This is a genomic window from Bacillus massilinigeriensis (genome assembly GCF_900117315.1).
Lineage (GTDB): Bacteria > Bacillota > Bacilli > Bacillales > Cytobacillaceae > Bacillus_BE > Bacillus_BE massilionigeriensis.
The window spans coordinates 2,025,005-2,038,356 of the sequence record NZ_LT630337.1; the positions used below are offsets into that span (position 1 = coordinate 2,025,005).

Consider the following 13,352-nt stretch of genomic DNA (forward strand, 5'->3'; position numbering starts at 1 on the left):
CTAGAATAGTTGAGGAGAGAAGAGAAGAGAATGAAAACAAAAAATTTAGTAGTCTTGGCTTTATTAGTTGGTATGGGAGCAGTGCTCCATGCAGTTGTACCTGGATTTTTCCTTGGAATGAAACCAGATATGATGTTAACATTTATGTTTTTAGCAATCTTTTTGTTCCCGGATAAAAAAAGCGTTTTGCTGTTGGGATTAACTACCGGAATTATTTCAGGATTAACTACAACCTTTCCAGGTGGATTATTTCCAAATATTATTGATAAATTTATCACAGCATTTGTAATCTTCGGAATTTTTACAGCTTTAAAATCCTTTAATCGTTCCATTGTTGGGATTGCAGTCTTAACTGCCATTGGTACAATTGTTTCAGGAACTGTATTTTTAACATCCGCTCTATTGATTGTAGGTTTACCTGGTCCATTCATTGCATTATTTAGTACTGTGGTACTTCCTGCAACTGCATTCAATACAGTATTTATGATTATCCTATATCCAATTGCAATGTCAATTGTCAAACGGACAAATTTAACAAGTCAAACTATAACCCATTAATACATGAAAAGAACCCGATTATGGGTTCTTTTTTATTGAAGACTTTGTAGAATAAGACCTAAAACAAAAAAAATGACTCCCCCTCCACCTAATACCTTTGCTCTTTCCTTTAGGATGTTTCTTGGAGGATATATAAGAAACCTTTGTAAAGCTAGGATATTATAGATCATCCCAATAATCGAGGAAATGCTGAGAGTGTAAACAATAAAGATGATCCCTGACAATGGCTCTCCTCCTTTAAAATCTCATATACCTATATACATATGTATGCTCTCCGTCCATTTCCTATGAAATCTCAAGGGTTGATATCATCCATCAATGGGAAAAATAATTTTCAAATCCTGACAAAGAAAACTAGAAAAATATTACAATAAAAGAGGAAAGAAATGATTTTTGTAGAATTTTGTAAATATATACATAATTTAAGGTGGAATTAACATGAAAGCAAAATCATTTTTATTTGGACTTTTTATCGGCGGAATTGCTTCTGGAATAACTACTTTATTATCTTCACCAAGTTCTGGAAAGGAATTTAGAGCGAATGTAAAAAGGAATAAGGAATTTTTCTTGAAGGAAATTATTGAACTAAAGGATCAAATAGAACAACTGAGCAAATCTGTAATCATTGCCACAAATGAAGGAAAAGACGTTTTACTACCCTTCATAAATGATATTAAATACGCAATAAAAGCTTGGAGGAAGGAAATTGAGCCTAACGAAACAAGCATTCAAACGGAAATTAAGCTCATTGAAAAGGAGTTAAAAAACCTGGAATCCAAGATTTCAAGAACAATTGATTAGATTAATCAAATAACTTTTAATTTATCGGAAAATATTTTTTCAGAAAGGAGGATTTTTTTATATCGAAGAAGAAAACTAATATACTATAAAAATTGTCGGAAAGTTGTTATATTTTTAAATATCATATGTGACAAGCATCATATTACATTAAAAAACAATAGAAATTATTAAATTTCAAAAAATTTTGAAATTTATATCTTTATTAATTTTTGTTTTATTGGCATAATGATAATTAGATAATATAAAGAAGGTGAATTTTGGGGATGACAGAGAAACAGTATTCATTAAAGGAAGCATTGCTTTTTAGCCAAAGGATTGCACAATTGAGCAAAGCTTTGTGGAAATCAGTAGAAAAGGATTGGCAACAATGGATTAAACCCTTCGACTTAAACATAAACGAACACCATATTTTATGGATAGCTTATCATTTAAATGGTGCTTCTATTTCTGATGTTGCTAAATTTGGGGTTATGCATGTTTCTACGGCATTTAACTTTTCTAAGAAGCTAGAAGAAAGGGGTCTTCTAGAGTTTTCCAAAAGAGAGACAGACAAACGCAACACGTATATCAAATTAACTGAAAAAGGTGAAAACGTTTTATTAGAATTAATGGAAACCTATCAACCTGATCAAAACTCAGTTTTCTCTGGATCTTTACCATTAAGAGATTTATATGGTAAGTTCCCAGAATTTATTGAATTAATGACTGTCGTAAGAAATATATACGGACAGGATTTTATGGAGATATTTGAAAAGTCCTTTGCAAATATTGAAGTAGATTTTACAGAAGAGGAAGGAAAAATAGAAAAAAAGGATAACTCACAGAAAGAGTTCGTGTAATTATAAATATTTTTCTAGTTCTTCCATCAAAGGTGCAAATAATTGCTGTCTGATGCAAGCTGGAATAACCTCTTCTGCTTGAAGATTAGGATGAAGAGTAGATTTGAACTCTTCAAAAAGCGGATGAAAGAAAACAAAGCCTTCCGCTTTCTGTTCTTCAAGTTTTATGCTCAAATTTGCACAATTTTGGAAGAAAACATCTACAGCAGCTTTATCAAGGGAACGCTTAATAACTAATTTATAGAAATCATCAGTACTTGTTGAGATCATATTGATTAGTAAAGATTGATGATATTCCATTCGGTTCATTTTTTCAATAATGTCTTTTACATCCATTGTGGGCACCTCTTCAAAAATGATTGGCCTTTTTATGAGATTAATTCTAACATTTTCATACATCATTCATCCAGATTCAAGTAATATTGTTGAAAGGAACTGAATCGAAAAGATTGAGAGCAATCGGAGCTACCGGTTGCCTTTATTTCTATATATAGACAATCTTAATTGTATACGTTTTCGTAAAGAATTGTAGAATTTTGAGGAAAAGTCTTTGTACTATCCAATATAATTTTCTATTGATTTTTTACCTGTTTCATCGTAAAGTATCTAGGTAAGTTTGGAGTAAACACTCCAAAATGGAGGCTGATACGATGATTTGCTGGAAGACGGTTAATTTTTCAAAACAATATGGAGCACATAGACTTTTTATATTGTCTTCCTTAACCATGTTTTTAACTTTTATCATACTTTATGTACCAATGACTTATTTATCTATTGCATATAGGCACTATGATTCTTATTTTTTCTTATTAGTTATTGGATTAATGTTATTGTACCCAATTCATAAATTTTTTCATTATCTTCCTATTGCCCATCTGGGTGATAAGGTGGTAAAAAGGGTGCAAATAAACAGATTTTTTGTTCCATCTATCATAGTTAGAATTAATGAACCTATTTCAAAATTACATTTTTTGATTACAATATTTACTCCATTCTTTGTTGTAAATCTTGCTTTATTAGTAACTTGCTATCTATTTCCACACTACGTACATTATTTTACTGTTTTAATAGCATTCCATGTTGGTATATGCGCTTCTGATTTCATTCGCATTAAAAATATCATTTTTGCACCAAAAGGTTCCTTCATCGAAGAGAGCGAGGATGGAATAGAAATATTGGTATTACATTCTACTGACCAATCATATTGATATATTAGAACATGAATCTTGATTACTATCTTTTTACCCATTTTTTTGTTAAGGTAGTAACCAGATAATGAACAATATACTGATAAGTTTCTAATAAATTGATACTTTCTGTAGCAATCTTTTATAAAGTCTTAAAAGGAGGGATTCGATGATGATCTCCATATTTTTTATTATGGTATCTTTTTTCATTTTGTATCAAATCAACAATCTGACAAACTCACTTTGTCTCCAAAAGGAAATTCCAGATGAAAAGCAGCCTAAAGTGTTTCGAACGATCAACATTTTAATCACTATTTTATTAGTATCATCCTATTTAGAGATACTTTTCACATGATTCATTACATATAGTGAAACTTCCATCAGTGGGGGTCTTACGACACGTTATCCTGCGATAAAAAATGGAATTCTAATGCATGAAAAAGCGGAGAGATTTTGTTCTCTCCGCTTTTTGTGTAACTAATCAAGCATTGAACGATTGTTTTTTGTCGTACATATGCCCTGTTGATTTCTTAATTTGTTATAGCCAAGCGGCTCCAACAATGATTAATAAGATGAACAGTACAACGATTAGCGCAAAGCCTGCTCCGTATCCTGCACCCATGATAACACCTCCCTTCATGAGTTGCTTAATGTATACTATGTTATTTGTACTGTTTTGGAATAGGCGACTAACCTTAAATTGAGCAAAATGATTGGTGTCTTCCCAAAAACAAAGGACACGAGTTTGTTTCAAAAGGCAAATTGTATAGAAATCCCACGTGGATATTATTTTTGTTTATCTGCCATTCTATGGTATAGTAGTGGTTGTGGATGATTACATTAGAAATTTCGATTTAGGAGTGTTAATGAATGAAAAAATGGATTCTATCCCTGACTTTAGCTGTTGGGGTAATGGGTTTGGCTGCCTGCAACAATGGTGGGTCTGAAACGGTTGTTGAGTCAAAATCAGGCGACGTTACAAAGGACGAGCTTTATGATGCAATGAAGGACAAATATGGTGAGGCAACTCTCCAAGAACTTGTTTATACCAAGGTTTTGTCTGAAAAGTATAAAGTAACGGATAAAGAACTTGACGCTAAAGTTAAAGAATTAAAGGATCAATATGGAGACAGCTTTGAGCTGGTACTGCAACAAAACAACATTAATGGTGAAAAAGAGCTTAAAAAGATTTTCAAAAATGAAATGTTAATTCAAAAAGCAGCAATGAAGGATGTTAAAGTTACTGATAAAGAACTTCAGGATTATTACAAAGACTATAAACCTCAAATTAAAGCGAGCCATATTTTAGTTGCTGATAAAAAGACTGCAAACCAAATTCTCAGCAAACTTGAAAAAGGTGAAAAGTTTGAGGATTTAGCAAAAAAATACTCAACTGACACTGGTTCTGCTGAAAAAGGTGGAGATTTAGGCTGGTTTGGACCTGGTGAAATGGTAGCGGAATTTGAAAATGCTGCCTATGCATTAAAGGTAAATGAAATTAGTAAGCCCGTTAAATCTGAGCATGGATATCATGTGATTAAATTAACTGATAAAAAAGAGAAAAAGTCATTTGACGAAATGAAAAAACAAATGGAAGAAGAAGTTAAATTAACAAAGCTTGATAATGACACAATCCAAAAGGCATTAAAGCGCGAATTAAAAGATGCTGATGTGAAAGTTAAAGATGAAGACTTAAAGGATATCTTTAGCAAAAGCACCGCTTCTGCTCAGTAATAGATAAAAAAAGGATCCTCGTGGGGATCCTTTTTCTATGCTCCTACTTCATTGCGCAATTTTCTACTATTTCGTTCATTTTCAATCCGTTCCATATATACCTTTCCTTCTAACTCAATACTCTCCATTTCATCCTCTCTTTCTTTCCTTCCTGTTTTTATGGCCATAAAGGCACTCGTGATAATCCCTACAATTACAAAATATATCCACATTGGAATGGTCAAAATAAATTCCTCCCTTTTCACAAATAGTTGTCCAATTCTTTTTAAAAGAATATGCATGAGAATATAATTTATGAAAAAAAAGAGGTGAATCATATAATGATTCAACCCCAATTGTCTATTCTTTTTATTTATGAAAAGTAGGCTTATAGAAGGAACGGTTGTCCAAAGGAAAAATTCTATCCGAGAACTCACCAGGTTTAACCCTCTCTAATGCACGGTCGAGCATATTCATTTTTGCATCTATATTATCAATATAGTGGAGAATTTCAGCCTCTTTGATTAATGGTGGCTTCGGACTCCCCCACTCTGCTTTTCCATGATGACTTAAAACAAGATGCTGGAGAACTAAGACCTCTTCTCCGGAGATTCCCAATTCATCTGCTGCTTTTCCAATTTCATTTACCATAATCGTAATATGTCCTAATAAATTCCCCTCTACCGTATATGTTGTGGAAATAGGACCTGATAGCTCAATTACTTTCCCTAAATCATGAAGAATGACACCAGCGTATAACAGGTCTTTATCTAAGCTTGGATAAAGATTTGCAATGGCCTTCGCCAAATCTAGCATACTAATAACATGAAAAGATAATCCGGATACAAATTCATGATGATTTTTCGTAGCTGCCGGAAATTCAAAAAATGCCTTTTGATACTTTTTTAACAAATGACGTGTAATTCTTTGGATATTTGGATTCTTCATATCAAAGATGTATTGAGTGATCTTGCCAGTCATATCATCTATACTTAATGGTGCAGTTTGTAAAAACTCTGAAATCTTCACGTTATCTTCAGTAGAGGCAGATCGAATTTGACGAATCTTAAGCTGATTGCGTCCACGATAATTTTGAATGTCCCCTTGTACCTTTACGATCTTCTCAGCAGCATATATTTTCTCATCCTCTTCTGAAATGTCCCAGAGTTTAGCTTCAATTTCTCCGCTCTGGTCCTGAAGGATTAAAGTCAAAAATGGCTTCCCGTTACTAGCTATCCCTTTAGTTGATGACTTTATTAATAAAAATTGTTCAATTGTATCTCCTACTTCATGCTGCAGTAATTTTCTCATTTTTCCCCGACACTCCTTCCCATAAAGAAAGTATATCATATTCCCTTCCATTCTAATGGCAACCTCAAATAATTTCCAAAAAGCTAAAATGAAATTATGATCTGTCCTTTACATGGTCCTTCACTATTAAACCGATTGAATACTGGATTTATGCAGCTGAATGACCTCTTTTGGATGAAAACAAGAGATCATATGTTGATGGCATGTAAAGAATAGAATTTGATGTCCCTTTATGTTCTTTAATAGATGGATCATTTTCCCTGTTCTAATATGATCAAAATTAACAAAGCTATCATCAATAATAATAGGGAAATGATACTTATGATAAAGCGTAGTTGCTAAGGCCAATCTCAAAGAAACATATACTTGCTCTGCTGTCGCTTGACTTAATTCATTTGCTTCAAAAATCATATGGTCCTTCCGTTCAATAAGAAGCCCGCTTCCAATATCTTTTGGATGAATTCGAATGTATTCTTGATCAGTTAAATAGGATAGGTACTCCTCAGCTTTAGCCAGCATACTTGGTAAGCGATCGTTTTTATACTTTTCCACTGTTTTGGAGAGAAGGTCCTTTGCAAGAGAGATACGAGCCCATTTTCTTGCTTCCTCTGAAAATTGAAACCTCAGCTGTTTAAACCTGTGAAGCAAGTCCGAATACGTTCCTCCATCCTCTATTAGCTGAATTTGATGCTTAACCTCCGCTGCTTGACTTTGAAGTGATTGAAGCTCCTGCTCAATCCTCTTCAATTCCTCCTCTTTATCTAACAACGTCCTATCGACACTTTCTATTTCTAGCATTCTTCTTCTTTCTTCCCCTGAAATTCCGGCTAAGGATAATTGCCTTTCTAACTCATCAATTCGACTATGAAGTATTATTCGTTTTTCTTCCCTTTTTCCAACCACTCTAAATTCTTCTTCCTTTTCCACACGGGCAAGTTTTAACAATTTCTCCTTTTCCACCTTTAAATGATTGAGTTCAACCGTCAACTTACTAAGCTCATCCTGCCATTCCTTCAGCTTAGCCTTCTTTTCCTTAAAAGAAATACTTTTTTCATTTTCTGACTTTAGCCTATTCCTTAATTGATATGCCACTTCTTGAAGATTGCCTGTCTCATTATCCGGGATAAATGTTTTACCCAAAGTAATAATCTGATCTTGAATCATTTGAACTTTTTCGATGATTAGCTTTAATTGATATTGAATTTCCTTTCTTTCTCTAACATGTTGTTTCCACTTTTCTAAAAGTATAAACGCCTCTGAAAGATGTGTTAGGGCAATTTCATTTGGTAATCCTAGTTCTGTTCCTAATTCAATAAGATTCCTTTCGATTTGCTTCGAATCCCGCTCCCATTCATCATAAGCTTTGATGATCTTTTCATACTGAATTTCTTGTTGTTCTTTTTTAACGACCCATAGATGATATTGATTTCTCAATTCATCGTCTTTTTTTAAGGCTTCTTCTATTAAAGTTATATCTCTCCAATTAACTGCGTCTATTTTCCGTGAAAGAGCTCTTTCCTTTTCCTTTAATTTCTCAAGCTCCTGTTCAATTGTATGATCATTCCGAATAGTAGTCATAAGAATAAAAAGAAAAACCATTATTACTAAGCTTCCAATGGACAACAGGAATTGATTACTATATATTCCCCATGCAGCAAGGGCCATTAAGAAAATGGCAATAAAGAGGAGAACCATCTGACTTTTCTTTTTTTGCTTTCTTTGTTTATTCCTTTCACGATGGAGGAAGTCAAATTTCTCTTGAATGCTTTTCTGTTCTAATTGAAGGCCTTCTTGATTGGAAATGGCTTTTACCTGCTCTTTTAACTCCTTCTTTTTTTCCAATGGAATTAGTTGAGCCTCAATTGTGGAGGTTCTTTTTTCTATTTCCTCTAATAATCGCCTTTCTTCCACGAACCTTTCATCTAATTCCACCTTTTTGTCCAATAATCTTACGTAATCCTTTTGATTCGTTTCTATTTTATCCTTCATTGAAATTCCAGTATTGCATAAAAGAAGAGCTTCCTCATCCATTTCTGTATGGAGCTTTTCTTTAATTAAGGATACTTCCCGTTCAATAAAGGTTAATCTATCCCGTAGTTTTTGTTCTTCCTGTTTAATTTGTTCTAGTAAAGGGAGCTTTTCAATCGAGTCATGGATTTCCGCTTCTTTTTGTAGCAAAACTTCATCCGGTTTCACTTCCTCTAAAAAGTCTAGAATAGAATGAATTCTCTCCTCTATACTCTTTAATTGCCCCTCATATGGTTTGATGAACTGATCAAGCTGATCTAATCTTTTCATTCCATCAACAGGAAAGTTTAAACCCTCATATGGCAGCAATTCATCAAGTAAAGCTTGCTCCTCCCTTATTAAAGGAATTAGGTTCTTCCATTTATTTAGCTCTTGAATCTCGATTACCAAGCTCTTATGGATACTTTGAGATTGATATATTTTACTTTGTATCTCCTCAATTTCCCGAATAAGCTTTATATATTGGTTATTTTGCTCACCTGCTCGCTGTAAATTGAGCTGAGCCTGTTTTAGCTCTATAAGCCTTTCATTTAAAAGTGGCTTCTTTCCATTTGGCTTAAAAGTTAAATCAAGTTCCTTTTGAAGCATCCCTTCTACGTCCATAAGCCTTTCTGAGCCAAAGGTTCCAGCAGAGAATAGGAACTTGCCTAAGTCCTCATTTTTAAGCAAATGAACATTTTGCAGTCCCTGTAAATTAAAGGAGAAAATCGATTGATACATACCCTTATCCATATTTGAAAGAATTTCTTTTAAAAGCTCTTCTCCTCCTATTGTACCATCCTCTAATCTTACCGAGACGTCCCCAGTTGCCTTTCCTTTCACCCTTTCCACCACAACATTTCCTCTTTGTGGAAGAGTGAATACAAGCTTCCCTCCATAGGAGCTACCTTTTTTCGGCTCAAACCTTAATTCCGTTTGTTGCCTTGTTGGGAAGCCAAATAATATACTATGGATAAACATCATAATGGTTGATTTTCCAGCTTCATTTTCACCATAAAATACCTGAAAATCATTCAAATCCTTGATGATAAAATTTTCTAACCTTCCGTATCCGTATATATGTATTTCTGTTATAAACATGTAGTACCTCCTTTCTTATTTATTACTTAAAAGCTGCTCTACAAGGAGATTTTCCGCTTCTTTTAAAAGGGAGACTTTATCTTCAACTGACAATGGATCAATAAATTTACGTGCGGTTGGATGATTAAATAGAGTAGATAAACTAGACTCAAAATCCTGATATTCGTCGATTACCTCAAATAATTCATTAAAAAAATCTGCAAGTTTTGAAAGCTCAGACCGATCCCATCGAATTTCTTCCTCAATTTGAACGGAAACTGGCCAAACAAAACTTTCTTCATCCTTTTCCTCTTCCTGCAAAGCCTCTAACAATTCTTGCTGAAGATCTAGATTCATTTGTGTATCCTCAAGGTTTGCGCTACGTACGGATAGACGAATTAGATAGCCCATGCCTTCCTGACGAATCGAGTCCATTGACTCTCGACAGCCTTGATAAAGAAGATGAAAATTATTAAGTGACCTTCCATCTATTTCTAGCTCTAGCCAAATAACATCGGAGGTTTCAACAAATTGAAGCCTTGACCGAGCTTCAGTCAATTGAACATAATAGCAGCCCTTTATTCCATTCTCCTTCCGATTTCGCCCTTGTATATTACCTGGGTATACAACAGGTGGGGATTCAGATAGAATAGTTCTTTTATGGATATGACCTAAAGCCCAGTAATCAAAATCCTTTTCTATTAGTTCTGTTAATTGAAAGGGAGCATAATTGCTATGTTCAGAGTGACCTTCCAAATTTCCATGAAGAATTCCTATATGAAAATCAGCATTATCTTCCTTTTGATATTCCATGACCTTCCTCTCAACGACATGTCTCTTCGGGTAACTAAATCCATATAGATGAACTGAGGTACCATCTTTTGAAATATGGGTCATTACCTCCATTTCTTTACCAAAGACCTTTACATTACTCGGCATTTTAAGTTTTGCCCAGGTCCCACTTAGATGGTCATGATTCCCATGTATGATATAAGCATTGATATGATGTGATTCAAGACGCTCTAATTCCTTCCTTAACCGAGATTGAGCACGAACGCTGCGATCCTCTCCATCGAATAAATCTCCTGCTAGAATGATAAAATCAACTTGGTAGTTGATAGCAGCATCTATGATTTTATGAAAAGCAGTAAAGGTGCTTTCCTGCAACCTCTGAAAGATTTCCTGAGGTAAGTCCTTCCAACCAATCATTGGACTATCTAAATGTAAGTCAGCAGCATGGATAAATGATATTTCTTTCATTTTTTTCCTCACATGTTTTTTTATTTATTTTAACACGAAGCGAATACACGTTCTACTTTTATCAAAAAAAAGACTTGCCACATATGGGCAAGCCTGTTCATAAAAAAGCTATTGATTTTTTGTAATCTGCAATGCTTTTTTTATATCCTTGAAGGAGTTTGATTTTCCATACATCAACACTCCACCTTTGTATACCTTTGCACCAAAGATTGCTAAGATGATGATGGTTAATAACAGAATAGCAATTCCTAAAATAGGCTCCCAAACTGGAAGTGTCAGCATTCCCACCCGCATAAACATCAGCATAGGTGTAAAGAATGGAATATATGAAGTAATGGTAATAAAGGTATTATCTGGCTGACCAAGACCAAACATGGCAATCATAAAACCAGCCACAACTAAAAAGGTCATTGGTGTGATCATTTGCTGGACATCTTCTATACGGCTAACTAATGAGCCCAGAAGTGCCGCCATCGTTGCATATAATAAGTATCCTAGAAGAGTGAATATGGTTGCGTATATAATCGTTGGAATCGGAATGTCTCCAAACCCAAAGACATCGAAGAATCCACCTTGTAAATCATCTAGATTTCTCTTAACAAAAACATATCCCACTATAAAAAATACCGCTAACTGCGTTAAACTTAGTAAGGCAATCGCTAATATCTTTGCAAACATCTGCTTAACCGGTGATACACTTGAAATTAATATCTCCATGACACGAGAAGATTTTTCTGTAGCAACCTCCATAGCAATCATACTCGCATACATGATTACGGCAAAATAGATAAAGAATAATAGAAAATAGACAAGACCTCGAGCTTGATTTAATTCTTCTTCGGATTTGGCATTCTTTTCTAGGGCGATTTTTTCAAATGAAACAGGTTCATATAATTTAGTCAGCTGCTCAGGTGTTAAATTGATTTGTGAAGCAGCCATTTGTGTTTTGACTTGCTGTATAGCCCCTTGTAGTTCTGAAGGGATTTGTGAAGCAGCAATAGTCATAGATTTATAGGTCGCAATGGGGAGTTTTTCATCGTCCAATGACAGGATTAAAACCCCTTTATATTTTTCTTGCTCTACTGCCTCTTCTGCATCCTTCAATGATTTTGTATAGGAAGATAATTTAAGATCTTTATTGATTGCATTAACCTGCTGTTTTAGAGGCGTAAAAAGAGCTCCGGTCTCATCAATGACGGCGATTTTTTCTTGGCCCCCATCTTTATCAAAAAAGGAGATAATATTTTGGATATTTGCTAAACCAACGACAATTAGAACCGTAATTAAGGTCGTAATAAGAAATTGTTTTGTCTTTAGTTTGGATAAATAAGTATGGAATAAAATAATCCAGAAGTTACTCATAGGAAGCACCCACTTTCTCTATAAAAATATCATTTAAAGAAGGTTCTTCTAACATAAATCTTCTAACAAAACCGTGGCCAACAATTTCCTTCAAAATCTTTTCAGCCACATGCTCGCCTTCTATTTGTAAATGAATTCCCTCTGGAGTTGTTTTCAGTTTGTATACACCTGGAAAATCCTTTAAATATTCAAGATCAAAGTCAGCATGAATAATAAGGTTTTTCTTCCCAAAAGAACGCTTGATTTCTTTCAATGACCCTTGTACGACAGGGGTACCCTTTTGTAAAATACATAGGTGCTCACACATTTCTTCAACATGCTCCATCCTATGGCTTGAAAAAACAATCGTTGTTCCATTTTTCTTTAATTCGATAACCGCATTTTTTAACATTTCAACATTAAGCGGATCAAGTCCACTAAAAGGTTCATCCAAGATTAAAAGCTTTGGCTTATGTATAACAGAAGCAATAAATTGAATCTTTTGTTGATTCCCTTTTGATAGCTCCTCCACCTTCTTATCAGCATACTCAGGAACCTTAAACCGTTCAAGCCAATAGTTTAATTCCTTCAGTACATCCTGTTTTTGCATCCCGCGCAATCTCGCTAAATAAACAATCTGTTCCTTCACCTTTAATTTTGGATACAGTCCTCTTTCCTCAGGTAAGTAACCAATTAGGTGACTAGTAGAGTAATTGATTGGTTTCCCTTGCCATGAGACGGATCCAGAACTTGGATCAAGTAAACCAAGAATCATCCGGAAAGTAGTCGTTTTCCCGGCTCCATTGGTCCCTAAAAAACCAAAAATTTCGCTCTCGGGTATTTCTATTGATAAATCCTTCACTGCTGTAAAATCCCCAAAGCGTTTCGTAACATAATCAAGCTGTAGTGACATACGTTAGCCCCCTTTTTTAATCAATTCTTATTACGATTGTAGTTGAAAAAAGTTCCAAATAAGAAAGAAAAATCCCTTTACACTTAATGATAAATTATGCAAGAATAATAGTAAACTATCAGAAAATTAAAAATGGGGTGTATTTTGTGAACACGTATAAATTAACTGTATTTGAACCGAATGGAGAGAAATTACTTGATGAATCGTTCCAAGCAAATGATGATCAAGAAGCGAAAAATTTAGGTGAAAAGCTACTAGAGGAAAAAAACTACTCTGAAAAAACTCATCGTTGTACATCACCAAAAGGAAAGCTTATTTTATTTCATCCTTAAACTTAAAAAG

16 protein-coding genes are annotated in these 13,352 nt (G+C 34.3%); 7 read left to right on the plus strand and 9 right to left on the minus strand.

Annotated features, from left to right (window positions below):
* Positions 1 to 30: 30 nt before the first annotated feature.
* A complete protein-coding gene (locus tag BQ6100_RS10010) occupies positions 31 to 558 on the plus strand; it encodes a tryptophan transporter (protein ID WP_075981528.1) in 528 nt (175 codons plus the stop codon).
* 32 nt (positions 559 to 590) lie between these two features.
* Here BQ6100_RS10010 and BQ6100_RS10015 read toward each other — a convergent pair whose 3' ends face one another.
* A complete protein-coding gene (locus tag BQ6100_RS10015; RefSeq protein ID WP_075981529.1) occupies positions 591 to 782 on the minus strand; it encodes a hypothetical protein in 192 nt (63 codons plus the stop codon).
* Between the two features lie 214 nt (positions 783 to 996).
* On the opposite strand from BQ6100_RS10015, the gene BQ6100_RS10020 reads away from it, so the two are divergent.
* Together BQ6100_RS10020 and BQ6100_RS10025 are read left to right on the plus strand one after the other, a co-directional pair.
* Positions 997 to 1,359 carry a YtxH domain-containing protein gene (locus BQ6100_RS10020; RefSeq protein ID WP_075981530.1) on the plus strand — a complete coding sequence of 121 codons (363 nt, stop codon included), beginning with the start codon at positions 997 to 999 and terminating at the stop codon, positions 1,357 to 1,359.
* 263 nt (positions 1,360 to 1,622) lie between these two features.
* A complete protein-coding gene (locus tag BQ6100_RS10025) occupies positions 1,623 to 2,198 on the plus strand; it encodes an HTH-type transcriptional regulator Hpr (protein ID WP_075981531.1) in 576 nt (191 codons plus the stop codon).
* Here BQ6100_RS10025 and BQ6100_RS10030 read toward each other — a convergent pair whose 3' ends face one another.
* On the minus strand, positions 2,199 to 2,534 hold the full coding sequence (locus BQ6100_RS10030) for a DUF1878 family protein (protein ID WP_075983510.1): 336 nt from the start codon (positions 2,532 to 2,534) through the stop codon (positions 2,199 to 2,201).
* A 314-nt stretch (positions 2,535 to 2,848) separates the two neighbouring features.
* Here BQ6100_RS10030 and BQ6100_RS10035 point away from each other — a divergent pair, with 314 nt between their 5' ends.
* Both BQ6100_RS10035 and BQ6100_RS21705 read left to right on the plus strand, forming a co-directional pair.
* Positions 2,849 to 3,406 carry a DUF3267 domain-containing protein gene (locus BQ6100_RS10035; RefSeq protein ID WP_075981532.1) on the plus strand — a complete coding sequence of 186 codons (558 nt, stop codon included), beginning with the start codon at positions 2,849 to 2,851 and terminating at the stop codon, positions 3,404 to 3,406.
* Between the two features lie 151 nt (positions 3,407 to 3,557).
* Positions 3,558 to 3,740: a hypothetical protein gene (locus BQ6100_RS21705; RefSeq protein WP_075983511.1), complete on the plus strand. Its 183-nt coding sequence runs from the start codon at positions 3,558 to 3,560 to the stop codon at positions 3,738 to 3,740.
* 183 nt (positions 3,741 to 3,923) lie between these two features.
* On the opposite strand, the gene BQ6100_RS10045 is transcribed toward BQ6100_RS21705, so the two are convergent.
* Complete coding sequence (locus BQ6100_RS10045; RefSeq protein WP_075983512.1) at positions 3,924 to 4,025, minus strand: YjcZ family sporulation protein; 102 nt, start codon at positions 4,023 to 4,025, stop codon at positions 3,924 to 3,926.
* Positions 4,026 to 4,255: 230 nt separating this feature from the next.
* Here BQ6100_RS10045 and BQ6100_RS10050 point away from each other — a divergent pair, with 230 nt between their 5' ends.
* A complete protein-coding gene (locus BQ6100_RS10050) occupies positions 4,256 to 5,119 on the plus strand; it encodes a peptidylprolyl isomerase (RefSeq protein WP_075981533.1) in 864 nt (287 codons plus the stop codon).
* A 35-nt stretch (positions 5,120 to 5,154) separates the two neighbouring features.
* Here BQ6100_RS10050 and BQ6100_RS10055 read toward each other — a convergent pair whose 3' ends face one another.
* The 6 genes from BQ6100_RS10055 to BQ6100_RS10080 form a co-directional block, all read right to left on the minus strand.
* Positions 5,155 to 5,343 carry a sporulation YhaL family protein gene (locus BQ6100_RS10055; protein ID WP_173719828.1) on the minus strand — a complete coding sequence of 63 codons (189 nt, stop codon included), beginning with the start codon at positions 5,341 to 5,343 and terminating at the stop codon, positions 5,155 to 5,157.
* A 124-nt stretch (positions 5,344 to 5,467) separates the two neighbouring features.
* On the minus strand, positions 5,468 to 6,409 hold the full coding sequence (gene yhaM / locus BQ6100_RS10060; RefSeq protein WP_075983514.1) for a 3'-5' exoribonuclease YhaM: 942 nt from the start codon (positions 6,407 to 6,409) through the stop codon (positions 5,468 to 5,470).
* A gap of 126 nt (positions 6,410 to 6,535) precedes the next feature.
* A complete protein-coding gene (locus tag BQ6100_RS10065) occupies positions 6,536 to 9,517 on the minus strand; it encodes an ATP-binding protein (RefSeq protein ID WP_075981534.1) in 2,982 nt (993 codons plus the stop codon).
* A gap of 15 nt (positions 9,518 to 9,532) precedes the next feature.
* Positions 9,533 to 10,756: a metallophosphoesterase family protein gene (locus BQ6100_RS10070; protein WP_075981535.1), complete on the minus strand. Its 1,224-nt coding sequence runs from the start codon at positions 10,754 to 10,756 to the stop codon at positions 9,533 to 9,535.
* Positions 10,757 to 10,864: 108 nt separating this feature from the next.
* A complete protein-coding gene (locus BQ6100_RS10075; protein ID WP_075981536.1) occupies positions 10,865 to 12,118 on the minus strand; it encodes an ABC transporter permease in 1,254 nt (417 codons plus the stop codon).
* Positions 12,111 to 13,010: an ABC transporter ATP-binding protein gene (locus BQ6100_RS10080; protein WP_075981537.1), complete on the minus strand. Its 900-nt coding sequence runs from the start codon at positions 13,008 to 13,010 to the stop codon at positions 12,111 to 12,113. Before BQ6100_RS10080 ends, BQ6100_RS10075 begins: the two co-directional genes overlap by 8 nt.
* Before the next feature lie 146 nt (positions 13,011 to 13,156).
* On the opposite strand from BQ6100_RS10080, the gene BQ6100_RS10085 reads away from it, so the two are divergent.
* Entirely contained in the window at positions 13,157 to 13,342 is a 186-nt protein-coding gene (locus BQ6100_RS10085) for a YhzD family protein (protein ID WP_075981538.1), read from the plus strand.
* Positions 13,343 to 13,352 lie beyond the last annotated feature (10 nt).

What these genes read in the sequence shown, in the direction of transcription:
- BQ6100_RS10070 (WP_075981535.1), bottom strand. Translation starts at nt 10,756, where the DNA reads ATGAAAGAAATATCATTTATCCATGCTGCTGACTTACATTTAGATAGT.
- BQ6100_RS10010 (WP_075981528.1), top strand. Translation starts at nt 31, where the DNA reads ATGAAAACAAAAAATTTAGTAGTCTTGGCTTTATTAGTTGGTATGGGA.
- yhaM (WP_075983514.1), bottom strand. Translation starts at nt 6,409, where the DNA reads ATGAGAAAATTACTGCAGCATGAAGTAGGAGATACAATTGAACAATTT.
- BQ6100_RS10035 (WP_075981532.1), top strand. Translation starts at nt 2,849, where the DNA reads ATGATTTGCTGGAAGACGGTTAATTTTTCAAAACAATATGGAGCACAT.
- BQ6100_RS10050 (WP_075981533.1), top strand. Translation starts at nt 4,256, where the DNA reads ATGAAAAAATGGATTCTATCCCTGACTTTAGCTGTTGGGGTAATGGGT.
- BQ6100_RS10065 (WP_075981534.1), bottom strand. Translation starts at nt 9,517, where the DNA reads ATGTTTATAACAGAAATACATATATACGGATACGGAAGGTTAGAAAAT.
- BQ6100_RS10045 (WP_075983512.1), bottom strand. Translation starts at nt 4,025, where the DNA reads ATGAAGGGAGGTGTTATCATGGGTGCAGGATACGGAGCAGGCTTTGCG.
- BQ6100_RS21705 (WP_075983511.1), top strand. Translation starts at nt 3,558, where the DNA reads ATGATCTCCATATTTTTTATTATGGTATCTTTTTTCATTTTGTATCAA.
- BQ6100_RS10030 (WP_075983510.1), bottom strand. Translation starts at nt 2,534, where the DNA reads ATGGATGTAAAAGACATTATTGAAAAAATGAACCGAATGGAATATCAT.
- BQ6100_RS10075 (WP_075981536.1), bottom strand. Translation starts at nt 12,118, where the DNA reads ATGAGTAACTTCTGGATTATTTTATTCCATACTTATTTATCCAAACTA.
- BQ6100_RS10025 (WP_075981531.1), top strand. Translation starts at nt 1,623, where the DNA reads ATGACAGAGAAACAGTATTCATTAAAGGAAGCATTGCTTTTTAGCCAA.
- BQ6100_RS10020 (WP_075981530.1), top strand. Translation starts at nt 997, where the DNA reads ATGAAAGCAAAATCATTTTTATTTGGACTTTTTATCGGCGGAATTGCT.
- BQ6100_RS10080 (WP_075981537.1), bottom strand. Translation starts at nt 13,010, where the DNA reads ATGTCACTACAGCTTGATTATGTTACGAAACGCTTTGGGGATTTTACA.